This is a genomic window from Siphonobacter sp. BAB-5385, from assembly GCF_002261125.1.
GTDB lineage: Bacteria > Bacteroidota > Bacteroidia > Cytophagales > Spirosomataceae > Siphonobacter.
Genome location: NZ_NMPS01000172.1, coordinates 24350 through 47908, shown reverse-complemented (window position 1 = coordinate 47908; position 23559 = coordinate 24350). Strand labels below are relative to the sequence as shown.

The following is a 23559-nucleotide window of genomic DNA, read 5'->3' as shown; positions in this document are numbered from 1 at the left end:
TTTTCTTTTTATTTCTATTTGCTCCCCTTAGACAAATGAAATAAAAGATGAAAAAATTATTATTTGCTTTGTTGCTTCTAGGGGGATATACCAGCTTCGCACAATCAGTAGTAGCAACCTTGAAGGGACGAGTAGTAGGTTCCAAAAATGAACCCCTTCTGGGGGCCTCCATTGCCTTATTACCGGATAACAAATACTTCATTACCGATCAGGACGGAAACTTTACGCTGGAAGGTCTCCCTGCCGCGAGGGAGGTACGGCTTAAGTTTTCATATTCCGGCTATACCGCTACGGAACGCGTAGTGGATTTAAGTTCGGGAACGGCCCCGGATCTGGTGGTGGTTCTGCAGGATGACCCGCTGGAATTATCCGCCGTTGTGGTTACGGGAGTGGCGAATCCGGTTTCCAAGCTTACATCCAGCGTCTCGATTAGTACCATTAAAGTAGATGACATTCAAAAGTCATCGCCTCGTACTACGGCTGAAATCTTTCGGACCATTCCCGGTATCAAAGCCGAAGCTTCGGGGGGTGAAGGAAACACCAACATCACCGTTCGGGGAGTACCCATTTCTTCGGGCGGTTCCAAGTACCTGCAACTTCAGGAAGATGGTTTGCCTGTCTTACAATTCGGCGACATTGCTTTCGCTACGTCCGATATTTTTCTGCGGGCGGATCAGACCCTGGCTCGGGTGGAAGCCATCCGCGGGGGTTCTGCTTCGACGCTGGGTACCAACTCACCCGCCGGTATCATCAACTTCATTAGCAAAACGGGTCAGAAACAGGGCGGAAGCATCGGCATGAGTGCGGGTCTGGATTACGGCAATTTCCGCACGGATTTCAACTATGGAGCACCCATCGGCAATGGGTTTCATTTCAACGTGGGTGGTTTTTACCGACTCGGTGAAGGTCCACGGACGGCGGGTTTCACCGCGAACAACGGCGGTCAGCTTAAATTGAACCTGACTAAAAACTTCGCGAATGGGTACGTTCGTCTGTACGCCAAGTATCTTAATGACCGGGCGGCTTCGTACATGCCCACGCCCCTCCAGGTAACCGGAACGAACAGCCGCCCTACTTATTCTGCCGTAGAAGGGTTCGATCCCAAGCACGGAGCCCTGCAAAGCCCTTACCTGCTGCACGATCTGGGTTTGGGCGTTAACGGAGCTTTACGTCAGGCCAACGTAGCCGATGGGATGCACCCGGTTTCTTCTTCCATTGGTGCGGAATTTAACTTTGATTTGGGAGAAAACTGGTCCATCGAAAACCGGGCCCGTTATTCACTCAACAAGGGTCGTTTCATTTCTCCCTTTCCGGCTACAGCGGGTAGTACCTCGGCGATGTTGAGTGCGATTGCCGGTGCTCAGGGCTGGAATCTGACGAATGCACGCCTCACGGATGCCGCCACGGGAGCTGCTTTTACGGGTAGCCAGGCGATGCTTATTCACATGTTTGACGTGGAGCTGAACAACTTCAATAATTTCGTTAACGACTTTAAACTCAAGAAGGATTTTGGAGCGGGTTCGGTAACGTTTGGTTTCTACAAAGCGTACCAGAATATCGCCATGTCCTGGCTCTGGAATTCTTATCTGACGACTTTATCAGGCAAGGGATTACGGCCACTGGATATTACGAATGCCAGCGGTACGAGACTGACGCAAAACGGCCAGTTTGCCTACGGTGTTCCGTTGTGGGGCAATCTTCAGCGAGATTATAATACGGCTTACAATATGTCCGCTCCTTACGTGAGTACCTCCTGGGAAGTTACGCCAGCCCTCAACGTGGATGCCAGTGTACGCTGGGATTTTGGCCGGGTTAACGGTACCTATAGCGGCGGAACCACCGTACGCAAGGATATGAACAATGATGGCGTCATTCTTGCCTCGGAAGAAAAAGTAGCCGCCATTGACTACGCCAGCACCAAGCCCGTCAACTATCGATACAACTACGGTTCGTTCTCGCTCGGAGCCAATTACAAGCTTCAGGATAATCAGTCCGTATTTGCCCGCTACAGCAGCGGTGCCACGACGAAAGCAGACCGCATTCTTTTCACCAACAACGTATTAGCGGACGGTAGCATCCGGGGTGTCAAAGATCAGATTGATCAGGCGGAGCTGGGCTACAAGGGAAATCTGGGCTTCGGGGGCTTATTCGTAACGGCTTTCTACTCCCGCGTGAACGAACAGGGTGGTTTTGAAGCCACTACCCAGCGAGTAATTGCCAACCACTACCGCTCGTTTGGTCTGGAGATTGAAACCATCGTCAAGCTGTCTACAGCCTTTAGTATCAATGCCAGTGCTACGCTGACCGATGCTAAAATTACACAGGGTGACAATCGGGGTAACTTCCCCCGCCGTCAGTCGCCCTTGATCTTTACCTTCCTGCCCAGTTATACGGCGGGTCCGCTGTCCATCGGCGTAAGCACCATTGGAACGGCAGGTTCGTATACGCAGGATGTCAATCAACTGAAGATGAAAGGATACGTTCTTTTCAATCCGTACATCAACTACCGATTTAGCTCCTTCCTCACGGGAACGGTCAGTGCCAATAACATTACCAATACGCTGGGGCTGACGGAAGCCGAAGAAGCTTCCATTACGGATAACGCTACCAATATTATTCGGGCCCGATCCATCACAGGTCGTACGATCTCCGCCAGTTTACTGTTAACTTTCTAAGCATTTAACCGGGTGGGGGAGACGTCCTCCGCCTACTTTATTTTTCGTTTCATCCCCTTGCCTTCCAGCACGTATGGCATTCATTAAGCCCCCGCTCAGTTTCAGGTCCATCATCAATATGAATGTGGGCTTTTTTGGCATTCAGTACAGTTTTGGTTTACAGCAAACCAACATGACCCCACTGTATTCCTACCTGGGAGCCAATCCGGATGACATTCCCCTGTTAAATCTGGCGGGTCCCATGACGGGGCTGATCATCCAGCCCATTGTGGGGGCCATGAGTGACAAAACCATCAGCCGCTTTGGCCGACGGGTTCCCTACTTCATGATCGGGGCCGTTTTCTGTAGCATTTGCTTACTGCTGATGCCGTTTAGCCGAACGCTCTGGATGGCGGCGGGATTACTGTGGATTCTGGATGCGGCGAATAACATCACGATGGAACCGTACCGGGCGTTCGTCAGCGATAAACTTCCGCCTGAACAGCACGCCACGGGTTTCCTAACGCAAAGCTTTTTTACCGGCCTCGGCATTACCCTGGCCAACCTTACCCCTAGCCTGCTGGTCGCTTCAGGACTGATTCTGGAAAATAGCCGCAGCAGCAATCACATTACGTACACTACCTACGCGGCCTTTCTTATTGGAGCCGTAGCCTCGCTTACCTCAGTTTTTTACACAATTTTTACGACGAAAGAATACCCTCTGACTGAGCAGCAGATTCTGCACATCAAACAGGAAACCCGTCAGGGCATCGGTTACATTTTTCGGGACATTGCTCAGGCCTTTCAGGACATGCCTCCGCTAATGCGACGCCTGGGAGTGGTGTATCTTTTCAACTGGTACGCCATGTTTGTGTATTGGCAATTCATTACGCTATGTCTGGCCAGAACGATTTTCAATACGCAGGACCCCAATTCGCTGGCGTTTAGCTCCGCTCAGCTCCTCACGGGCAAGGTCAATGCCACCTATAATATTGTCACCTTCTGTACCGCTTTCCTGCTGGGCTGGCTGGCCAAGAAAATTAGTCCGGTGGGTATCCACGCGTTGAGTTTGCTGCTGGCGGGTTTGGGTTTGCTTGCATTACCGCTGATTTCCAACACCTCCCTGCTCTTTCTGCCAATGATCGGTTTCGGAATTGGCTGGGCCAGTATGATGGGAACGCCGTACGTGATTCTGGCCGGAAGCATTCCCGAAGAAAAAACGGGCATTTATATGGGTATCCTCAATATGTTCATTGTACTTCCAATGATGCTGGAAACCCTGACCTTTCGCTACATCTACCGGTATGTACTTCAGGCGAATCCGGTACACGCTATCTACTTTGCGGGTCTACTGATTACGATAGCGGCAGTGCTGACCCTCACGCTACGCATGGGCCGTACCCGTCAGCCGGAACCCGCGTATGCTTCACACTAACTGACTTCTTTCATGCTAGATACTTCCGCTTACGAACGTAGTTTGCACCTGTTGCAGCGAGCGGCGACTCCGGTCGGATTTACCGCTGCCGTGCACGAACACGACAACTACAAACGCGTCTGGACCCGCGATGGTGTTATCACGAGTCTGGCAGCCCTGGCCAGTCAGAACCCTACCCTGATCCAAACGGCCAAGGCGACGCTTCAGACGTTGTTCGATCACCAGCACCCGGTGGGTTTTATGCCCAGTAACGTCACTCCCGGCACGCACGCCGTTAGCTACGGCGGCACTGTCGGGCGGGCTGATAATCCTTCCTGGGCGGTGATTGGGCTGCTGTTTTATACCCTTCATACGGGCGATTCGGAATTAGCCGACCAATACCACACTCAGGTACAAAAGTGTCTGGCGGTACTGGAAGCCTGGGAATTTAACGGGAAAGGGCTGATCTACGTCCCCCAAAGTGGCGACTGGGCCGACGAATACATGCAGCACGGCTACATTTTGTACGACCAATTGCTGCGACTCTGGGCTTTGGAACTGGCGGCGGCTTATTACCGGGATGAAGCCTACCGCGAGAAGGCTCAGCAGATTCGCTCGCTTCTACAAGTCAACTTCTGGTATAGTGAGCGAACCTCCGGCCTGTATGCCGCCAACCTGGTACACCAAATGCCGATGGTACAGAAACCGTACTGGTTGCTGGGCTTCAATCCCGCCCGGATCTATCCGCAATTCGATTTACAGGCGAATGCTCTGGCTCTTCTTTTAGGCTGGGTACGCCGGAGCAGCGGGTGACGCTGATTGACTTCATCCGAGCATCTTTACAGACCCAGCAGGACTTGCTGGCTTCTTTTTCCCCCGCTATTGAAGAGGATACGTTTTTCATGGAAGAACTCCGGCATAATCATGCTTATGGGTTCAGGAATTTTCCCCACGAATTTCATAACGGAGGTTTATGGCCCGTCTGGAATGGCTTTCTCGTAGCTGGTTTGATGGCCTCTCACGAAGTAGAGCTGGCCCGGCAGGTAACCGCCTACATTCACCGGGCAAATCAGAAATCTCCCGGTACAGAATCCGTTGGTTTCTACGAGAACCTGCACGGTTTAAGCAAAGATCCCATTGGTGTTCCCCTGTGTACCTGGAGTGCCGCCGGAGCCGTAATCGCTGAATTAAGCTTGTCCGGATTTTCCTTTTCGCTTACCTAATCCACTACATCATGCCATCCTACGTCCTTGTCATCGGGGAATTACTCATAGACGCCATTAGCTGTGAATACGTAGACCATTTGGGTCAGGCGGCTTCCCTGAGCCTTCATCCGGGCGGCAGTGCCGCAAACTTCTGCCGCTTCCTGCATACCTATCAGGTTCCGACGCGACTGGTGGCCGCAGTGGGTCAGGATGGACTGGGTCGTCAGCTGCTTGATCATTTACGAACCATCGGACTGGATACCTCGCACGTAGCGACGGTGGCTCAACACGCCACGACACTCATCGTGGTAGGTCGCACAAAGGGTACGCCCGACTTCATACCGTATCGGGATGCCGACGCTCAGATTGCTCCCATTGCCGACGATTTGATTGCCCCCGCAGGCCTGCTCCATACTTCCGCCTTTGCCCTGAGCCAGCAACCCGCCCGCGACGCCATTTTACAGGCCTTCGACCGAGCCGCCCAGCAAGGCATTCCGGTTTCGGTTGACTGGAATTACTCCGAGAAAATCTGGACGAAGCCCGCGGAAGCCCGCCACACGCTGGAAAAGCTACAGATGTTAAATCCTCTGCTCAAATTCAGTCTTGACGATGTCAATCGTATGAAGGGCGAATCTTTGAACATTGAACAGGCAAAGGCTTATTTGTCTACCTTACAATCAAGCGTGACGTGTCTGACCTGCGGCGGGGATGGGGTTTGGTACAAAGCAACTCAGGAAGACTGGCAATTCCGGCCCGCTCAGGTAATTACGGATATCAAAGATGCGACGGGGGCGGGCGATGCTTTCTGGTCAGGTTTCGTCCGGGCCTATTTGGGACAAAGTTCCCTGGCGGTCTGTGTCGAGCAGGGTATTCAGACCGCCTCCCAGCGATTAAAAGGTCTGCTTTAAGTAAAGTGAGCTAATGTATTATGCTAAAATTTATTTATTTTGCACTATTTTTCACTAATGAATTTCCTTTCGCTGGAAGCGGTTCTTACCCGTAAGTACGGGTAAAATAAGCCGTAGCTACCTGAGTCATGAAGGCTGAACCTACCACACTTCGCAAACTTTCCGAACTTTTAGGACTGAGTATCAGCACCGTATCCCGGGCCCTTAAAAACCACCCGGATATTTCCGAAGCTACCAAAAAGAAAGTCTGGGAATTGTCAGCCGAACTCGACTACGAACCCAATACCTACGCCGTTAACTTGAGGACCAATCAGAGCAAACTCTTTGGAGTGATGGTCCCTTCCATCTCCAGTTACTTTTATAATTTCTTTCTGGCTTCGCTGGAAGAAGAAGTAAAAAAACAGGGCTACTCGCTGCTGATTTTACAGTCCGGAGACGATCCGGTCATGGAGTTATTTAATCTAAAGGTATGCAAGGAAAACCGCGTAGCCGGAATCTTTGCTTCCCTGACGTCCGAAACTAAAGACATCAGTGCCTTTCTCAAACTGGCCGAACATTCCATTCCGGTACTCTTTTTCGACAAGGTTCCTACTTGGGAGCCTTGCCTGAAGGTTTGTCTGGCTGATGAACAGGCGGCTCGTCTGGCAGCCCAGGCATTGATTACCCAGAAAAACAGCAGGTGCTGGCCTTGTTTGGGCACCATAACATGTCCATTTCCGTGATTCGCCGACAGGCGTTTCTCGATGAACTGGAGAGCCACGGCGTAGCATATCAGGCTCTGGAAGTCACCAGTCCGACGCACGCCCATCAGCAAACGTATCAGGTGCTTACTTCGGACCCGTCTTTTGATGCGATTTTTTCCATGAGCGACGAAATTCTGCTGGGCGTACTGAAGGCCGTTCAGCAATCGGGTGTTCAGGTTCCGGCTCAGGTAGGGATCATTGCAATCAGCGACGGCACCATTCCCCAGAATTATTATCCCGAAGTTTCTTACGTAGAAACCAGTGGCCGCAAGCTGGGAAAACAGGCCATTACCGCCATGTTCGAATGCATGCATTATGGACTGTCCGCCCGGCAGTGGATGGTTGAATCCGTGTATGTACCCGGCGGAACGCTGTAACGGATCATCACTTCATCCAGTCCTGTTGCTTTAATAACGCTTCGTTGGCAGGCAGATCGTACTGGTCAGCCCAAAAGTATTCTCTGATCGCACAACCTGCACCTTGCCAAAGACACGACCATGGCCCAGTATAAAGCCATGGGTTTTTATCTGTACCACCATTACGGCTCCCGATACTAGGTCATTGGCTTTGATACGTACAGCGGCCGTGTACGTATGCTGAACGAGGGCACCTTTGAAAATCAGGCCTTTACGGGAGATGCTCATACGTTCTCGGCCTTTTCCATTCCGCCCGTTATCCCACCTTTTTTATTGATTTCCGTAAAACGCCCAATCCTCTGTTACGCCGCCGAAACCGGATTACTAATTTTTATTCTAACTGGCAAACGCTCAAACCTTTACCCATCGTAAGTGGGGTGGCTTTGATGGGCTTATTTTCATTCGCAATACAATAGCAGCAAAAATATATATAGGTGATTAAGCGGGAACGTTTTATTGGCGAATTGATATCCGCAACGGAGACAGTACAGGCCTTTTCCGCCATTATTGGTGTTTAACGTATCGTCACTGATTTCGTAAACCGTTGTTGGTATTACATGTAACAATACCAACAACGGCTTGGTCTATGCTTCTAACAGCGGTGGTTAGCAGATTATTGAAATATGCTTTAAATCAAACAATCCGCTTGTGAGCCTAAAGAAATCGTTACTCCGTTACCAGCACAAAACCACCATTGGCTTTCACTGTCACAACAGTTGCGTTGGAGGGAGTAACAGACTGCTGGGTAAACATGGGTTCGCCATCCGTTATCAGGGTTGCTTTGGCCTTTGAAAGAAAGGAAAGGTCCAGCTTGAGCTCTTTTTCTTTTGCTTCTCCGTTGATGCCTGCCACGTACCAACGATTGCCCGAACGGCGGGCCACTACGCAAAGTTTTCCGGGATACCCGTCGATGAACTTCACATCCTCCCACTGATTGGGTAGCTGGCGAAGCAGCTCCTGAGCAAAAGCGGGCACGTGAGCCATACCTTCGGGTGACTCGGCGTAGTGCTGAATGCCGGATAAGAACACGATGCTGGTGGCCAGTTCAAAAGCACTCGTGGTTTTACGTTTGACCGAGGTAGGAATTTTATAAAGATTCATGGGCGTAAAGTCCATGGGGTCAAAGGCATTCCGCGTGAAAGGCAACAGGGCTGCGTGCGTAGGCTGGTTATCAGCATCCTTCTGCTCAAAAGTAACCATCTCAAAACCCCTCACAGCCTCCGCCGTCATCAAATGCGGATACGTGCGTGCCCAGCCACGGGGCAGCGTGGCTCCGTGAAAATTTACCAGCAGGTGATAATCGGCCGCGTCGAGTAGAATGTCCTGATAATATTTGATAACCGACTGACCATCTCCACCGAAAAAGTCGATTTTGACGCCCTTGATGCCCATTTTCTCAATCCGTGCGAACTCATCGCGGCGGCCCTGTCTTTCGAGTAATTTCCCTTTGGGGGTGTACTTGACCGTGTTCCAGTCCCCCGCCGAGTTGTACCAGAGGATTAATCCCACGTTTTTGGTTTTGGCGTACTGTGCCAGCTCCGCTATTTTTTCGTAACCGATTTTCTGGTCCCAATTGACATCAATCAGGCAGTAAGGCCAGTGCATATTAGCCGCAAAATCAATGTATTTTTTCTGTTCTTCGTAGACGATAAAGTCATCCTTGGAGTTAATCCAGCTCCAGGAAGCACGGCCCGGTTTGATAAAATCCGCATCGACTTTCTGGGCGGGCAGGGCCAGATCGGTTCCGGCCGTAGATTCAATCAGCGTAGCTAGATTCCCAATCGTCAGTACTCGCCAGGGAGACTGGAAAGTACCCCGGGCTCTGGGTTTTAAATTTTTGTCTTTAATGACTTCACGGGCATCCGGAAAGCCAATGAAATATTCGCCCCGGGGGATTGATCCTGCAAACGCGTGGCACAATAGGTACTGTCCAGGCCAGCTTCCGTAAGTAAAATCCAGGTATCCTTTGTTTTAAAAAGGGCCGGATACACCCAGCCTGCTCCCTTGGTGGAAGGCGTCCCGACGGCTATATCTTGCTCATACGTTTCTTCGTAGGACGGATTCGTGGCCTCCCAGCCCGATTTGGCAACGGCCATGGGTTGCAGCCAGGCCCGGCTTTCGGCAAGAAAAGCAAAACTGGTCGGTTCGGATTCGACCTTGGAAATCGCCTCTTTCGGTCGCTTGACCCGATAGCGGAAAGCCACAGCATCATTGCTAACCTGAAAAATTATTTCGAGTGATTGTGCCGTAGGCGTTGCCAATGTCCAGCTGCGTTGCTTGGCCTGGTAGCGAAGATTGGCTTTTTTCGCATTACACATCGCATAAGTCTGCGTGATGGTCTTCTCCGGACTTTTGCTTACCTCTTTTAAGTTTTTGCTCAAGTCTACATCCGTCAGTACCAGGCCTAAAGCCGAAGGTGCTAACAAAGGCTGATTGTTTTTAAATACCTGATAACCAGCTAATCCATCTTTCAACGTCAGTTGCACTGAAAGGTGTTTATCGGGACTTGTAACAAATGCCCCAGGTACCTGAGCGGAGGCTGCCCATGAAAACAGGCCCAATAAAATGATTAAAGAAGTAATTTTCATAGAAAGTAAAAGGGATTAAAATGCCTATTGTGTTCAAGTGACACAATATGGATTATACACGATGAAACGTGTGAAGATATTCATAATCTGACGCACATGAAAGCTCTGGGTAAGGGGGGATCAAAGGAAATAGTCGGTGGGCGTAGCAGGAATTCATTCATTCAGTGCGGCTTCATCGCCTGAACCGCTCCACCGCCGTTGTTGGTGACGCTAGGCTAAACATCAGCAATCGCGGCGGAGCGAACTCAAACACTCATGTACTTTTAACAATAACGTGAAACTTCAAGCTGGCAGGATAAATAGAAGTCACTATACTATTTATCCTGCCAGCTTTTAAACCTTATTTATTTGGACACAGGCAATGTTGGCAACAAGGCTAAGTTCTCCGGTGATGGTTCATACACAGTAAAGGTAAGCTTCCCTTTTTTAGCCAGCTTATGACGATACATTATATATAACGTATCATAGTAGGAATCAAACCAGTCTTGTTTTACCCAAACTGAATCGGGCGGAAGCTTATAATGAACTTTATCATCTTTATAAAGTTGCAAGAATGATTCATTAAGTGGTCCACTTCCATAAAGAATAAATCCCGAGGAGTCATCCTGATACCCTTTCACGGTTACCGCTGCTCGGCCCGAGCCATTGCCGTTTCTGCAGAAACCGATTGCCAATATCGTATCTTTTGAGGCGTCAATCGTTACTTCTACCTGGTATGGGCAATTAGAACTACAGGAAATGAACCCGATCATTAACCCTGCCATTATGATTAATACTATCCATTTCAAACTCATCGCATTATTGATTAAAGGTTCGTTTGGCAACGGTTGAACGCGTTTGTCCTTTCACTATCCAAACATACAGTTCTCCATTTTGAGCTTTCGGCAAAAAAATATTAAAAAGTTCAGTAGATGCAAAATTACCGTCTCCAGGAGAATACTGTAATACCTGAGTTAAGCCCATTTCATTGTTTTGTAAATCCATTAATCAGTAGTATATTAATAAGGATTACTTTAAAAAAAAGATTAACGGAAAAGCTAATAACTGTGTCATGAATCTGAATTGACCGTGCTACGGATCGTTTGAAAACAGATGGTTTTTCGAGTAAGCCGTTTCACACGAATTAGAAGGATAAGGTGTTTACGTTCCAGTGATTGCATGAGCGACTTGTATTGGATTCGTTTTGATGGATCTAGACAGTCATCATAGGCCCACCGTAGCGACGGTCGCCATACGTCCGTGATTCATGATTTAATGGCAATCTCTCACTCAATTAACAAATCTTGTAACCGCCTGAAAGTTCGATTAGTACGACGTCCTAATACAAAAGCAACTACCTGATGAGTAAGTGCGTCTTCTACCTACGGCAACGGCCGACCACCAAAGCCAGCGTTGTTGTTAGTTTCTATTTATTTTAGGACTGCTCCGGCGGCCCGGCAATTCTCGTCGACGTTGAGACTGATGGTCAAATGTTTATGACAATATTTAGGATTCAAATAAGTAACGTCTTTACCTTTTTTGAAATGAGCCGTAACGCTATTCGGACCAATGCCTAACACATGATGGGACCGCCCATCCAGCGGTATCTTGCACTGCATTACCTTTCAATACCAATGAAGTCAGAGTCCTGAGCTTCATTGGTATAATTTCTGATGAACGTTTTACCGTGCGACGGTCGCCATAAATAACAGTTTGCCTGTGCGGGTTATTCCAAATTTTAAATGGAATCAACATTACCGTTGCCACGGTGGCCACAAAACTTGCAACTCACTGCTTCTTGGATCATTCACAACTATATAAATCAATCTCTTTGCGATACTACCGAAGTATGTATAATACATATGTCTATTTAGGTAATTTTTCTAAAACCTCATAATTCTTACTATTAGCGTAGTATAAGGTAAACGTAAGGGTTCCTTTAGTTACTTGTTTACTTTTATAGAAAATATAGGTTGTATCAGCAAAGGCATCAAACCAGCCACTATTATTCCAAGCAGAATCTTTAGTTATCCTGTAAGGAGGATTGTCCGTATTGAATTGCTTCAAGGCCTGCAAAGTAAGCGGGCCACAATAGATATTATACATAGACTCATTATCCTGATAGCCTTTTACAGTGACTGCATTATGATTAAATTTAAGACCACTGCAGTCCGGAAATACTAGGGTGGTATCTTTTGATGCGTCTACAGTAGCAGTAATAATATCAGGACAATCTGTATGTTCAGTTGTACCACATGACTGAATTCCAGCAATTAGTAAGGCAAGCATAAGCAATAACAAAACGATTTTTTTCATATTCTATTTATTAGAGCTTATTGATTAAAAGTACGCTTAGCAACGCTACTTCTTTGGTGTCCCTGTACTATCCATACAAACATTTCTCCAGCCTGAGCTTTTTGCACAAAGGTTTCACGTATAGTTCTAGCACCAAATAAACCATAAAAATTAATGGATGTAGCTCCATAACCATACCCTATTCTATTATTTTGCAAATCCATTAAGACGTTCAGCCCAGTTATATCATCATTGTTAGGATTAAAATTTACAGTTTGTAGGGTAGCACCGAGTTCATGAGCGTACCTAACTTTCTAGCTAATACTTCACCAAAAACTTGTGTATCTAAAGTTGCTCTTATAGCATGTTTGATTGCATTAGGGTGATCCCCGTTTCCAATTCCTCTTCTGTTATAACCATACGTAGTTAACCAATCTACGTCTTCTTCTACCACATAATGAGCACTTGCTGCATTCGCTACATAAACACCTATTTGGATAACACTCATAGAATTAACCATGATTTGATTTTCCTGTGGAGTGAAGCTTGATTTGGCAATAGCATAGTTATCTAAACAGTCTATTACTTTGAATGAATTTTTTAGTACGCTTTCCTCGGGCGGCTTTAGCCTGCGTTTGAATTTCGCTTTGCACCTGCTGAAAACGCTTCTTGGCTTGTTGAATAGAAAGCTCATTTGCTTTTTTTTCAGTAGTGCTCTCTGTTAGATCTTTACTGCAGGCTAAGACTAAAACTACCAATAGTATAGTAATTAAATATCGATAATGCTTTAGCATTCTAAAAAGTGATTAAGATTAAAGAAAGGAATTAAAATTATAATACATAGATATATACATTATCAATTCCAATTAGATAATATCCCAGGCATTTATTTAACGATCCTGGTTTCCTTTACTAGTAGCTACTCTGAGTACTGATTATTTAAGGTTTTCTAGAATCTTATTGTATTATTAAACCACCTTTGTATAGCGAAATGTTGTCAACTTTCCTATAAGCAAAACTGGATGTAACTGCTACGTTTTAGATGAATAGTGTTTCTTCTATAAAGGTTACAATGACGTTCCTATTAAACCCCAAAAACGGCTTGCGTTCTCCCATATATAAAATGAATATCAACCATCGGGGAGAGCACTAATTGGTATTCGATGCGGAGTCACGGTGGGTTTCTCTACCCTTACTGATCGGATTACGTATGACAGTTGGTGACGCTACACAGCAATAAAAAGCCTGGAGGGCAATTCCTGTTAAGAAATGCCCTCCAAGCCTTCATCCATGGATCGATTATAGTTCCTGCATCATCAGCGTAAAGCCGCCCCGGGGTAAACACTTCACGTCCAGGGTATCTCCGGCTTTTATGGTAAGGTATTTTACGTTGAAACCTGAGTCGTAATCAGCATCAGCCATAAGTTCAGCCCGATAGGTTTTGCCTTTTTCAAGCACATGGAAAGGAATCGATACATTCTTCGATCGATCTTCTCCGTTAATGCCTGCCACGTACCAGCGGGCTGCTTTCCTTCGGGCAATCACGACTTCTTTTCCGGGATAGCCGGCCAGGAATCGCGTTTCATCCCAGGCCGTCGGCAGCTCGCTGAGCATAAATTTCGCGGGATCCGGTAACTGATCAAAGCCCGCCGGGCGGTCCGCCAAATGCTGGATGCCTGATTCAAAGACCACCGCCAGGGCTAATTCGTGGGCGTAAGTGGTCGTATGCGAATGCTGGGAGTTGGTAAAAGCCACGGGCGTATAATCCATCGGACCGATAACGTTACGGGTGAAGGGCAACAGGGTATTATGCCAGGCTCCTTTCGAGGTCATGTACTCCTGATTATTATATTGCTCACCGCCGTACACGGCTTCCATACTCATCAAATGCGGGTAGGTGCGGCTCCAGCCCCTCGGAACCGTACTCCCGTGAAAATTGACCATCAGTTCATAGCGAACGGCGTCTTCCAGAATGTCCAGATAGTACCGCATCATCTCCTGCTTGTCACTTTCAAAAAAATCTACTTTGACACCGTAGATTCCGATCTTTTTTAACCAGGCAAATTCTTTCGCTCTGGATTCCGGCGTCGTTAGCCGATCCCGGGGACCGGAGGAAACCTGATTATGGGCTCCCCCCGAATTATACCAAAGCAACGGTTTCACTCCCTTCGATTTAGCGTAGGCTACGGCATCTTCGAGCGTGCCTCCGTTCGTCATTTCGTCCCATTCCCAATCCATCAGCGTATAGGGCCAGCCCATCCGGGCGGCTAAATCAACGTATTCACAGAGTTTTTTATAATCTTTCGTTCCGTGATTATACGCCCAGTACACCCAGGACGAAACTCCCGGTTTGATCCAGTCGGTTTTTGTGAGTTGGGAAGGTTTACTGACATCTTCAACCAGCGTAGACTCAACAATGTCAGCCAGTTGACCAATAATCGCTACTCGCCAGGGCGAGCTCCAGGGTAAAGTCAGGGTAGGGTTTACCGGTCCAGTATTGTTTCCATCCGTAGCGGCCGGGTATTCCAGTTGGTAACTGGACTTGTTCTGTCGGTTGCTCAGCTTCGTCGCACAGTAGTTACGATCTACGTTGGCTTCGGTCAGTAAGGTCCAGCAGGGGTTCTGATCTCCAGTTTTGAACAAAGCCGGATAGCCCCATTCGCCGGTTTGGATCGTTTCTTTTTGAGCGGGGTAAAAGCCCTCGTAACTGGTAACGAATGCCTGTAACCAGCGTTCCGCCTTTTCCTCCACCACAAATGCGGTTGCTTCGCGTTTCATGACCCAGGTGCCCTCGCTTTTTTCGGGAAACTCATATTTGAAAGCGATGCCATTGTTGTAAGCCCGGGCCACCACGTTCAGCGTACTGCCCTTCGCATTTGTGAACGTAAAGGTGATTTCCTGGGCTTCATTCGCCCGTTCCAAGCGTTTGCCGTGAAGGGTTGTGTACTGCTCGTGAATGGGGACGGGCTTACTACTTTTCTTCAGCGAAAGTTGGTCCGTAAATGATTGATCCTGTGTTTCCAGCCCGAGCTTGATTTGAGAAAAAACGGGGGTTTTCGTTGCCCCGTGATAATAAACGGACAAAAACCAATTACCTGGTTTTTCAGTGGATTGGGATAAGCTCAGTTCTATTTTTTTGTTGGGGGAATACAGTCGCTGTGCGTGAACAGAGACCGCCATCGCGACCAGAAAGACAAGAAACGTGTACCGAAAAGTATTCATACATCCGTTAAGTTTTGGGGTAAGCAGAATCACGCTTTCATTAATTCTGCCTGTTTTAATAAAGTCTTACAGATTAACGATTAATAATATACGTTAATTCATAGGGCGTTTATCCAGGCTACTTGGCAATCGTATGGTGGAGGTAGTCAATATCTACGGACCCTTCTTCTCCTTCGTTATTGAAGGAATAAATACCGATGCGGTCACCGCGGTAATAACTCCAGACCAGAGTATGAGACTCGCCGAAAGGTGTGTATTGCTTGCCATCCAGACTGTACGAAAAGGTCGACTGACCATCCAGGCCCCAGACGGACCGAAGCCAGATGAGTGATCCGGTGATGGTTTCGCCCTTCAGGGTTTTCCCGTTTTTCTGGTATTCGATCCGGCGGTTTGTGCCTTCCTGCGTCACGCCAATGGTTGCGTATTTCTCCGATAAATGACACAAGCCGCTTCGCTGACCAGGTGCCATCCGCGAAACATCCATTTTTACAATCACTTCGTTGGAAGAAGTTCGGAAACAACGTTGCGTCAGGGTATTGCCAGCCGTCAATAATTCATTGTTCTTTAAGGGCTTATAGGCTTTGAGTCGTAGCCAGCCCTTTCGTTCGCGAAGCGAATACTTTTCTTCCCGGGGTTGATAGTTCCACTCCCACTGCGGGCCTAGTACGGACGTACTGAACTCGTCGCTTCGGGCCAGGGTATAACCGCCGGAAGTAGCGGAGGGCATTTTTCCCTCCCAGGCCATCGTGCCAATCGAATCTCCGATAACCTTACCTATGATCGGCCAATCCTTGATCCAGGTAACGGGCAGTAAACTCACGATTCTGCCTGACCAGTCCCCCGAACCGTGGTGGGTGAGAAAATACCATTTCCCATCTTTGCCTAATACGATTCCGCCCTGATTGGGTTCCATGGCTTCCTGACTGGTCAGGGCGAGCTGCTTTTCTTCCGTGTACGGGCCGTTTATGTTTCTGGACCGTTTCGCCATTACGTACCGCCCTTTATCAGATTTGTGTTCGCTGAAGACGAGGTAATACCAGTCCTTCACTTTGATCAATTTACTCGCTTCCCGTCCGGACCCGGCGTTTACGAGAACGGCCGATTTCCGGTCAATGGATTTTCCGTCGGCGGACAGGTCGAACAGATAGGTTTTGTAGCCATCGGCGAAGTGAGTCCCTACGAAATAACCTTTCCCTTTTTCGTCCCAGATCGCCGAGCAGTCATCCCAGCCCGACTCCTTCAATACGGGTGTCAACGGTTCCCAGGGTCCTTCGGCTTTGGCGGCGGAGGTCATGAAATACCCTTCGTCAGGCGTGCCGAAATACAGATAAAAGCGACCTTTATGATGCCGCAAAGACCCCGCCCAAATACCTTTCCCGTACCGATTCATTTTTTCCAGGATAATTCATCGGAAATCTGGGTAAGGTCCGTCACGGCATGACCGCAGATTTTCCAGTTCACCAGGTCCTTGGATTCCAGAATGATCATCCCCGGCGAGTACTGAAAGGTGGAAGAAATGGCGTAATACGTGTCGCCCACCCGAATGCAGTCCAGGTCACTGTAATCACTGGGAATGATGGGATTTCGGTACGTGCCATTTTTCTGATCGCCCCAGTGCTTCCAAGCTCCCCATTGAACGGGATTCTGGGCAATCCCTGTGCAGTGAGCCAGCATGACGCTCATGGTCAGGCAAAGCATTTTTCTTAAGATGTGTCTCATGCCGTTCACTAGCTCAAATCAATTAGTGCTTTGATTACTTTGTTTTCAGGCTTTAAAAAATCTTCAAAGCGATCTTTTACCTGGTTAAAGTCTACACGGTGCGTAATGTAATTCGCGGGCGAGACCAAGCCTTTTCGCAGGCAGTCCATGACGTGCACAAAATCGGCTCGGGTGGCATTTCGGCTGCTCATCAACGTCGCTTCCCGCTTATGAAATTCGGGATGACTCAACGTTATAGCTTCCTTTTGCAGGCCTATCAATACGTACCTGCCGCCATGAGCCAGGTACGAAAAGCCCGAGTTAATGGCGTTGAGATTGCCGGTGGCATCGATCACTACGGTAGGCATCTCTCCATTCGTGATGCGGTTCAGTTGATCCAGCGGATTCTCTCGTTTCGGATTTAGGGTGTAATCGACGTGTAAGGTCTGACGGCAGAACGAAAGTCTATCGTCGTTCACATCCATGGCAATGACTTTCGCACCCGCAATCCTGGCAAATTCCATCGTACCCAAGCCAATAGGTCCAGCACCGATCACCAGTACAAATTCCTCCGGGGTGACGTTAGCCCGGCGAATGCCATGGGCTCCGATCGCTAGCGGCTCGACCAGGGCAAGTTCATCGTAGCTAAGTCCTTCGCTTTTGACCAGTGCGTACGAGGGAACCAGCAGTTGTTCCGTCATACCCCCATCGATGTGCACTCCACTGACCTGCATCTGTTTACAACAGTTGGTTTTGTCCTTTCTACAGGCAATGCAGGTTCCACAGTGGAAGTAAGGAATAATCGTTACCGCATCACCGGGTTTAAAGTCAGGATGATCCGTCGTTAAGACATCGGCTGAAAGCTCATGCCCCAGAATACGCGGATAGCTAAAGAAGGGTTGATTGCCCTGGTAGGCGTGTAAATCCGTACCACAAATTCCGATGCGTTTAATACGAAGCAGGGAAAAGCCCGGCTGAGTGCTAGGCGTTTCAACGGACTGATACTCAAATTGCCCCGGTGAAAGGCACACTAATGTTTTCATACGCTAGTTAATAACTCTAAACATCTAAAGAACCCAGGCTCCATCGTTCAAGAGGATGTACTATTGCCAACCCATTACTTCCTGAATTTCAATATTTTATTACTCCTCCCCTGACTGACTCCAGGTGAGTAGATGAGAGGGTCGTTAAAACTGATGATGCCCCCTGAAAAAGGGCATCATCTGGGCTTATATCTGTTGGAAAGGCCCTGGATCATACTGTCCATGAGGCCTAATCAACCACTTATGCTATAGAGTTCATCGTCGCCACAAATCTATTGTTAAATAAAATATTCAAATTATACAAAATGGCTTTTAATTTTAACAAATCGGGTTTTAACGTCTTTGTAAAACTTTTACTATCTCTACTCTTAAAAGCTATTTATCAGTGGTTTACGTATGCTAATTGGAGTAGAAACGTTTTTTTTAAGTATCTAGGGCTTAGGAGGAGTTGAACAAACCGTGGAATAAGCCGAATGGAAAGTCCTTTTTGCAGGAATTTATTCCAGCAAACAATCCGCTCATCGTTCCGGGCACTTTTATAAAAAAGCACCAGGTATGGCCTCTGATTGAGGCCATACCTGGTGCTTTACTTTCTGTTATTCAAACGCTTGATTACTTCTTGATAATCGTCAACCCGTACTTTTCGGTCGGGTGCGTAATGACTACCCGGTACACACCTACGGGCAGGTTACCCATCTGAAGCTGTACGTTACCGTTTACGGGAGCGTACGCTTTATCTTCATGAACGATCTGACCGATGGTGTTCAGCACGCGGAGATGCACGGAAGAAAGATCACGGTCGGGTAACTCTATCGTCAGTTGTGCGGATACCGGGTTGGGGAAGGCATTCAGAGGGCGTAAGGTCCGATTGTCAACCGCAATGGCTCGACTCGGCTCCGTTTTCCCATCCGTATCTACCTGTACCAGTCGGTAATACGCCAGGCGTCCCTTTGCCTGCGGATCGAGGAACTGATAATTACTCGGCAGACGAGTGGTACCGTTTCCTTTCACCTGAGCAATGGCTTTGAAGTTAGCCGGCGTGTTCAGGGACCGCTCCAGAACGAAATGATCGTTGTTTAACTCCTGAGCCGTCTTCCAGGTCAAAAGGTTTCCCTCATTGGTTGCTTTTCCTTCGAAGGAAATCAACTGTACCGGTAAGGCACTGGCATTAGCAGCGTAGCTACATTCTCATTGGAAAAAGCGTAATTGTAGATGCGGAAATCACCAAAGGTGAGGTCGGCATACGGATCGCTGTCCCACATCGAACGTCCCAGGTAGTTTTGCGTCGTTACCCCCAAATCCAAAGGTTTCACAGTAGCCTTATTGTCGGTAGTAATCAGCTGACCGTTCACAAAGAACTTGAACGTAGTATCTTTTTGTGAAATAGCCACGTGAATCCACTGATCGGTTGGCAGAGTATAGGGAATAGTAACGCGATAATTTACTCCGGGACGCTTAATCTCGTAGTACAGATTCTGACCAACTTTGGGTGACAGGGCCATGTAGGTACCCGTACCCGTACCAAAGTCGAAGATACGCGAATTGTCACCTATTCCCTGGGGTATCTTCACCCAGGTTGCCAGCGTAAAATCGGATAAGGTGCTAATCACACCCGAAGGCAGTTCCAGGTACGAGGAAGTGGCTTGGGAAAGAGCAACAGCACCATCAGTAGCAGCGGCAGTTGCCGTAGTGGCCATCTCCGACAGGATTGCTACATCGGAAGGGGCGGTCATACCCGCCGTCCAGGCTGCACCATTTTTCAACTGAGCGTGGTACCCCCCCCAGTCATCGTGAGCAATCGTTCCGCTGGTCTCATCGAAGGCCAGGTGCAGGTGCTGCCCTTTGACCGGTTTACCAGCCAGGCTGACCGACGCCGGACCACTGCCGAGCTCATTGTAAGCTACCATCTTGTAATAGTACTGCTTCCCGTTTGATGCGGTAAGGTCTTCATAACGGCCAGAAGATAACTCTTTAACCAGACTGGTGTACGTACCATTTTCTGATTCTGAACGCAACACTTCGTAAAGCGTACCGAAGGCCGGATCCCAGGTGATCGTGGTCTTATTATCACCCGAAGCGATATACATGTTTTTTACTGCCGCCGGAGCCACCATCAGGGAGTCAAATGATTTTACCTGGTCCTGCGTAAAGATCAACCAGCGTTGAGCGGTAGCGGCGTCCGTAAAGTCGAAAGGTACTGTACTGATTGATTCAGGGGAACTGGCCGCCAGCGTAGGCGAGGAATAACTCTTCTGCGGTACGGTAATCCAGTACGCTTTCGCCATGAAATTCTTTTCGTCCGTGCCGACCTTTGTATTATAACGGGCTCCCAGGAGCTGCAACGATTCCATTCCAGTGGCTGACAGCCCAATGCTGTTGTTCTGATAAGTAAAATACTTACCCGTAGCGGCATTACGGAGTTGATATAACGCCGTAGCAGGATCGAACTCAACGTACCAGGCCGCACGATCATCGGACAGCACACTGGCCCCGGAGGCTTTCTTGTTTACGAGTTGTCCGGATTCGTTTTCGGCCAGGAACGAGGTGCTGAGTCCCACTTTACTACCTTCTACCTTGAGGTAATACTTCTGGGAAGGCGTATGCTCGAAGGTGTACGCAGGGGTCGTAAAGCCCCGTGAGGGATTCGCCAGACCATCTTCACCCAGGGCCTGCGTAACCAGGGCGTGACCGGTATACAGAAACTCGTCGCCGCTGTCTTCGTGTGCACCATTGATGCCGAAGGGCCACATGTGTACGGCATCACCCGTCATGAACCCATCCGTATTGTTTTGCAGGAACTGTACTACTTTATTGGCTCGTTCACCCAACCATTTGCCCCGGCTGCCTTCTGCCCGCAGGGGAGAGTTCCCGCCATACCAGATCCAGTGCTGTCCGACCCCAATGGTGTGATTCATTTCGTGCAGGGCCGTTCCCGTTCGCTGATAGCTCGGGTTGGCACCAAACTGCATGTATCCACCATAACTGGCTTCTGCGGTTGGCGTGCCGGCATTGTAATTCACCGACAAATGATGATCCTTAACGCTGGTCAGGTTGTTGTAATAATACACGCCTGATTTCACCGCCTGATCGATGCGATCACGGTTATCCGCTCCCCCATTTATCACACTTTCCCGCAATTCGTACGTGACCGTACCCATCGGAATCGTGATCACTTTCAGTACTTTACCGTAACCTACCGCGAAATTCGGCCCGATGGCGTAGGCCCGCATGTAGTAAATAGTTGCGGGTTGCAGGTTTTCGAGTCGGTAAATGGCCCCATTGCTCGAGAAGAATTTGGTCGTCCGGTTATCAAAAATTTTCGGATCCGGCGTGGTACTCCAGCAGAAACCCTGTTCGACAATATCCTTTTGAGCAACGCCGGAAACGGTACTACGTCCGAAGGCCATCGTAGCTCCGCGAGCAAACCGTGGATCCGTAACTACTACCGGAGCGGAGCCAGTTGCGTTGGCAACTCTGAACATGAGCATAGCTTCATAGAGCTCACGGGGAGTTTTCTGCACATTGCTCAATTCGGCGTCAAGGTTGTTGACCAGCGTTGTACTCTGGTCAATCACTGCTTTGAACGCAGCCGCTCCACTACCTGTACCATCCCCGTATACGCCAAGGGCCGAATCCACAGCGATTTGTAATTTTCCATACGCGTCAACGGAGATCCGGGCCGTTTTCAGATCCCTTTCCAGTTGAGCAATTCGCCCCGCTACATCCGTTCCATTCTGATCCAGCGTCGCTTTACCGGCGGCCACGGACGCTTCGAGGGCTGAGCGATTGCTATTCCGCATTTTGTTAGCCAGCACGCTTGTTGCTGAATCAATCACAACCTGTAGTCGTGCTCTCATTTCTTCGAGAGCCGCACCCTTGTAGTAAAGCCGGAAATTATCGCAGGCCATCCAGTTGCCTTTGGAGTTTTCCGTTTTAAAACCCACCACAGCGGTGCCATCCACGACCAGGAAATCGACTGAATATTCACCTTTGGCTTTTACTTCTGACTGGGAAATGTTACCAAATACAAAACCGCCCGGTTGCCCCGTCGTGGGACTCTGAGAAATGTTCTGTCCTCCAATGGTTAAGGTATACTTTCCGGTGGGCAGGTCCGTTACCCGCTGGGAAATGCTTACGTTGGGCAAGGGCGGGCGGCTCACCCACCGTTCGGCATAGGTATTGCCCGCTTTCTGAGGACTGAAATCATTGTTTCCCTGCGTATATAGTCCATTGTTGGTCCAGCCCGTAAAACCCGATTCAAAACTGGGATTGACGATTCGTTGCGTCAAATCCAGCGGCGTAGTATTCGACGCGTTTGCGTAGCGGTACGCTAAAATGGCCGCCTTAATTTCATCGGGAGCCTTTTGTAGGTCAGTCAGTGAGGCATCAAGATTCGTGGATAAAGCCTTCTTTTGATCAATCACCGCCCGTAATGTAGCGGCTTCCTTCCCACTGCCATTGCCGTACTCAGCCTCAGCGGCGTCAATAGCTGTTTGTAGTTGGCTATACGCATCGATGGATGTCACGGCTCCCTTTAGGCCTGCCTGCACTTGCTTGATGCGATCATACAATTCACTCCCTGCATTACTGTCAGACAAACTTTGCTTGGCAGCGGCAACGGCACCTTCGAGGGTTGCCCGACTCGTGTTCTGCATTTTTTTACCCAGCAGAATCGTAGCCGAATCTACCAGGGCCTGCAACTTTTCTTTCACCGCTTGCTGAGCAATACCCTTGTACTGAAGCCGGAAGTTATCACAACCCGCCCAGTTACCTTTGGAGTTTTGGGTTTTGAAGCCAAGAGTCAGCGTACTGTCCACAACCAGAATGTCAACCGAATAATCGCCCCTTCCGGTTACTTCCTTCTGGTTGTCATTGCCGTAGATAAAGGCACCGGGTTGTCCAACCTCCGGATTCTGGGAAAGATTCTGTGCACCAACGGTTAGCGTGTATTTACCGTTTGGTAAGCCCGTTATAGTCTGGGATATGCTTACGTTCGGCAGCGGCGGCACGCCTTGCCAACGCTCAACGTAGGTATTCCCCTGTTTGTACGGATTCAGGCCGTCATTGGACTGCGTATACATGTCGTTGTTAGCCCAACCGTTAAAACCCGACTCAAAACTGGGGTTAACGATCTGCTGCGTAACGTCCAGTGGATTGGCGTCCGAAGCATCCGCCAGTATAGCTTTTGAAATGGTTTTCGCTCGTGAAGAACTCTTGGTTACCTGGTTTGTCCTGGCCTTACTTACTGATGTAATACCAGGAAAGCTTCTGCCGAACGGACGGGTGTTTGGTCCGTATTGCATGGTCTGGGCTGTCGCCTGAAAGCTGCAAAAGCCGACAAGCCAGGTAAAAAGAAAGAAAAAAAGAGGTCTAGAATGTATCATACATAGAGAG

Annotated in this window: 20 protein-coding genes and 1 pseudogene; 6 read left to right on the top strand and 15 right to left on the bottom strand. The window is 48.7% G+C overall.

Translation table 11 applies throughout. The annotated features are described in order from the left end of the window. Positions 1 to 47: 47 nt before the first annotated feature. The 6 genes and pseudogenes from BWI93_RS16880 (at position 48) to BWI93_RS29670 (ending at position 7301) form a co-directional block, all read left to right on the top strand. Positions 48 to 2675: a TonB-dependent receptor gene (locus tag BWI93_RS16880; RefSeq protein WP_094813369.1), complete on the top strand. Its 2628-nt coding sequence runs from the start codon at positions 48 to 50 to the stop codon at positions 2673 to 2675. 73 nt (positions 2676 to 2748) lie between these two features. Beyond that, complete coding sequence (locus tag BWI93_RS16875; protein ID WP_094813367.1) at positions 2749 to 4089, top strand: MFS transporter; 1341 nt, start codon at positions 2749 to 2751, stop codon at positions 4087 to 4089. Positions 4090 to 4101: 12 nt separating this feature from the next. Further along, on the top strand, positions 4102 to 4881 hold the full coding sequence (locus BWI93_RS16870) for a hypothetical protein (RefSeq protein WP_094813365.1): 780 nt from the start codon (positions 4102 to 4104) through the stop codon (positions 4879 to 4881). After that, entirely contained in the window at positions 4878 to 5291 is a 414-nt protein-coding gene (locus BWI93_RS16865; RefSeq protein WP_094813363.1) for a hypothetical protein, read from the top strand. Before BWI93_RS16870 ends, BWI93_RS16865 begins: the two co-directional genes overlap by 4 nt. Before the next feature lie 11 nt (positions 5292 to 5302). Then, positions 5303 to 6181, top strand: a complete 879-nt coding sequence (locus BWI93_RS16860) for a carbohydrate kinase family protein (RefSeq protein WP_094813361.1) — start codon at positions 5303 to 5305, stop codon at positions 6179 to 6181. A gap of 128 nt (positions 6182 to 6309) precedes the next feature. After that, a pseudogene (locus BWI93_RS29670) lies at positions 6310 to 7301 on the top strand (LacI family DNA-binding transcriptional regulator). A 30-nt stretch (positions 7302 to 7331) separates the two neighbouring features. On the opposite strand, the gene BWI93_RS16845 reads toward BWI93_RS29670, so the two are convergent. From BWI93_RS16845 to BWI93_RS16790, 15 genes are all read right to left on the bottom strand, one after another. Next, positions 7332 to 7568, bottom strand: a complete 237-nt coding sequence (locus BWI93_RS16845) for a hypothetical protein (protein ID WP_094813355.1) — start codon at positions 7566 to 7568, stop codon at positions 7332 to 7334. 438 nt (positions 7569 to 8006) lie between these two features. After that, positions 8007 to 9260 (bottom strand): glycoside hydrolase family 97 catalytic domain-containing protein, encoded by a 1254-nt coding sequence (locus BWI93_RS16840; protein WP_217902298.1) that lies wholly within the window; start codon positions 9258 to 9260, stop codon positions 8007 to 8009. Then, the gene (locus tag BWI93_RS28280) at positions 9170 to 9928 is read right to left on the bottom strand and encodes a glycoside hydrolase family 97 N-terminal domain-containing protein (RefSeq protein ID WP_217902297.1); all 759 of its coding nucleotides are present in this window, start codon (positions 9926 to 9928) and stop codon (positions 9170 to 9172) included. The genes BWI93_RS16840 and BWI93_RS28280 overlap by 91 nt, the downstream gene beginning before the upstream one ends. A 344-nt stretch (positions 9929 to 10272) precedes the next feature. Then, positions 10273 to 10752: a hypothetical protein gene (locus BWI93_RS16835; RefSeq protein WP_141217495.1), complete on the bottom strand. Its 480-nt coding sequence runs from the start codon at positions 10750 to 10752 to the stop codon at positions 10273 to 10275. Next, positions 10727 to 10912, bottom strand: a complete 186-nt coding sequence (locus BWI93_RS16830; RefSeq protein WP_094813351.1) for a hypothetical protein — start codon at positions 10910 to 10912, stop codon at positions 10727 to 10729. Before BWI93_RS16830 ends, BWI93_RS16835 begins: the two co-directional genes overlap by 26 nt. 65 nt (positions 10913 to 10977) lie before the next feature. Continuing rightward, positions 10978 to 11172 (bottom strand): IS1 family transposase, encoded by a 195-nt coding sequence (locus tag BWI93_RS29665; protein WP_094813349.1) that lies wholly within the window; start codon positions 11170 to 11172, stop codon positions 10978 to 10980. A 601-nt stretch (positions 11173 to 11773) separates the two neighbouring features. Then, positions 11774 to 12223 carry a hypothetical protein gene (locus BWI93_RS16820; protein WP_094813347.1) on the bottom strand — a complete coding sequence of 150 codons (450 nt, stop codon included), beginning with the start codon at positions 12221 to 12223 and terminating at the stop codon, positions 11774 to 11776. 17 nt (positions 12224 to 12240) lie between these two features. Then, entirely contained in the window at positions 12241 to 12426 is a 186-nt protein-coding gene (locus BWI93_RS27870; protein ID WP_176454247.1) for a hypothetical protein, read from the bottom strand. A gap of 44 nt (positions 12427 to 12470) precedes the next feature. Next, positions 12471 to 12896, bottom strand: coding sequence for a hypothetical protein (locus tag BWI93_RS16815; protein WP_094813345.1), 426 nt, complete (start codon positions 12894 to 12896; stop codon positions 12471 to 12473). Positions 12897 to 13501: 605 nt separating this feature from the next. After that, positions 13502 to 15424 carry a glycoside hydrolase family 97 protein gene (locus tag BWI93_RS16810; protein ID WP_094813343.1) on the bottom strand — a complete coding sequence of 641 codons (1923 nt, stop codon included), beginning with the start codon at positions 15422 to 15424 and terminating at the stop codon, positions 13502 to 13504. A 118-nt stretch (positions 15425 to 15542) separates the two neighbouring features. Beyond that, the gene (locus tag BWI93_RS16805) at positions 15543 to 16814 is read right to left on the bottom strand and encodes a family 43 glycosylhydrolase (RefSeq protein ID WP_217902296.1); all 1272 of its coding nucleotides are present in this window, start codon (positions 16812 to 16814) and stop codon (positions 15543 to 15545) included. Beyond that, a complete protein-coding gene (locus BWI93_RS28275; RefSeq protein ID WP_217902295.1) occupies positions 16811 to 17143 on the bottom strand; it encodes a family 43 glycosylhydrolase in 333 nt (110 codons plus the stop codon). The genes BWI93_RS16805 and BWI93_RS28275 overlap by 4 nt, the downstream gene beginning before the upstream one ends. Before the next feature lie 8 nt (positions 17144 to 17151). After that, complete coding sequence (locus tag BWI93_RS16800) at positions 17152 to 18165, bottom strand: zinc-binding alcohol dehydrogenase family protein (RefSeq protein ID WP_094813341.1); 1014 nt, start codon at positions 18163 to 18165, stop codon at positions 17152 to 17154. Positions 18166 to 18777: 612 nt separating this feature from the next. Further along, entirely contained in the window at positions 18778 to 19269 is a 492-nt protein-coding gene (locus BWI93_RS16795; RefSeq protein ID WP_141217494.1) for a T9SS type A sorting domain-containing protein, read from the bottom strand. A 38-nt stretch (positions 19270 to 19307) separates the two neighbouring features. Beyond that, the gene (locus BWI93_RS16790) at positions 19308 to 23549 is read right to left on the bottom strand and encodes a LamG-like jellyroll fold domain-containing protein (protein WP_176454246.1); all 4242 of its coding nucleotides are present in this window, start codon (positions 23547 to 23549) and stop codon (positions 19308 to 19310) included. Positions 23550 to 23559 lie beyond the last annotated feature (10 nt).

Coding starts and splice junctions, on each gene's coding strand:
- BWI93_RS16880 (WP_094813369.1), top strand. CDS start 48: ATGAAAAAATTATTATTTGCTTTGTTGCTTCTAGGGGGATATACCAGC.
- BWI93_RS16875 (WP_094813367.1), top strand. CDS start 2,749: ATGGCATTCATTAAGCCCCCGCTCAGTTTCAGGTCCATCATCAATATG.
- BWI93_RS16870 (WP_094813365.1), top strand. CDS start 4,102: ATGCTAGATACTTCCGCTTACGAACGTAGTTTGCACCTGTTGCAGCGA.
- BWI93_RS16860 (WP_094813361.1), top strand. CDS start 5,303: ATGCCATCCTACGTCCTTGTCATCGGGGAATTACTCATAGACGCCATT.
- BWI93_RS16845 (WP_094813355.1), bottom strand. CDS start 7,568: ATGAGCATCTCCCGTAAAGGCCTGATTTTCAAAGGTGCCCTCGTTCAG.
- BWI93_RS28280 (WP_217902297.1), bottom strand. CDS start 9,928: ATGAAAATTACTTCTTTAATCATTTTATTGGGCCTGTTTTCATGGGCA.
- BWI93_RS16830 (WP_094813351.1), bottom strand. CDS start 10,912: ATGGATTTACAAAACAATGAAATGGGCTTAACTCAGGTATTACAGTAT.
- BWI93_RS16820 (WP_094813347.1), bottom strand. CDS start 12,223: ATGAAAAAAATCGTTTTGTTATTGCTTATGCTTGCCTTACTAATTGCT.
- BWI93_RS27870 (WP_176454247.1), bottom strand. CDS start 12,426: ATGGATTTGCAAAATAATAGAATAGGGTATGGTTATGGAGCTACATCC.
- BWI93_RS16815 (WP_094813345.1), bottom strand. CDS start 12,896: ATGAGCTTTCTATTCAACAAGCCAAGAAGCGTTTTCAGCAGGTGCAAA.
- BWI93_RS16810 (WP_094813343.1), bottom strand. CDS start 15,424: ATGAATACTTTTCGGTACACGTTTCTTGTCTTTCTGGTCGCGATGGCG.
- BWI93_RS16805 (WP_217902296.1), bottom strand. CDS start 16,814: ATGAATCGGTACGGGAAAGGTATTTGGGCGGGGTCTTTGCGGCATCAT.
- BWI93_RS28275 (WP_217902295.1), bottom strand. CDS start 17,143: ATGAGACACATCTTAAGAAAAATGCTTTGCCTGACCATGAGCGTCATG.
- BWI93_RS16800 (WP_094813341.1), bottom strand. CDS start 18,165: ATGAAAACATTAGTGTGCCTTTCACCGGGGCAATTTGAGTATCAGTCC.
- BWI93_RS16790 (WP_176454246.1), bottom strand. CDS start 23,549: ATGATACATTCTAGACCTCTTTTTTTCTTTCTTTTTACCTGGCTTGTC.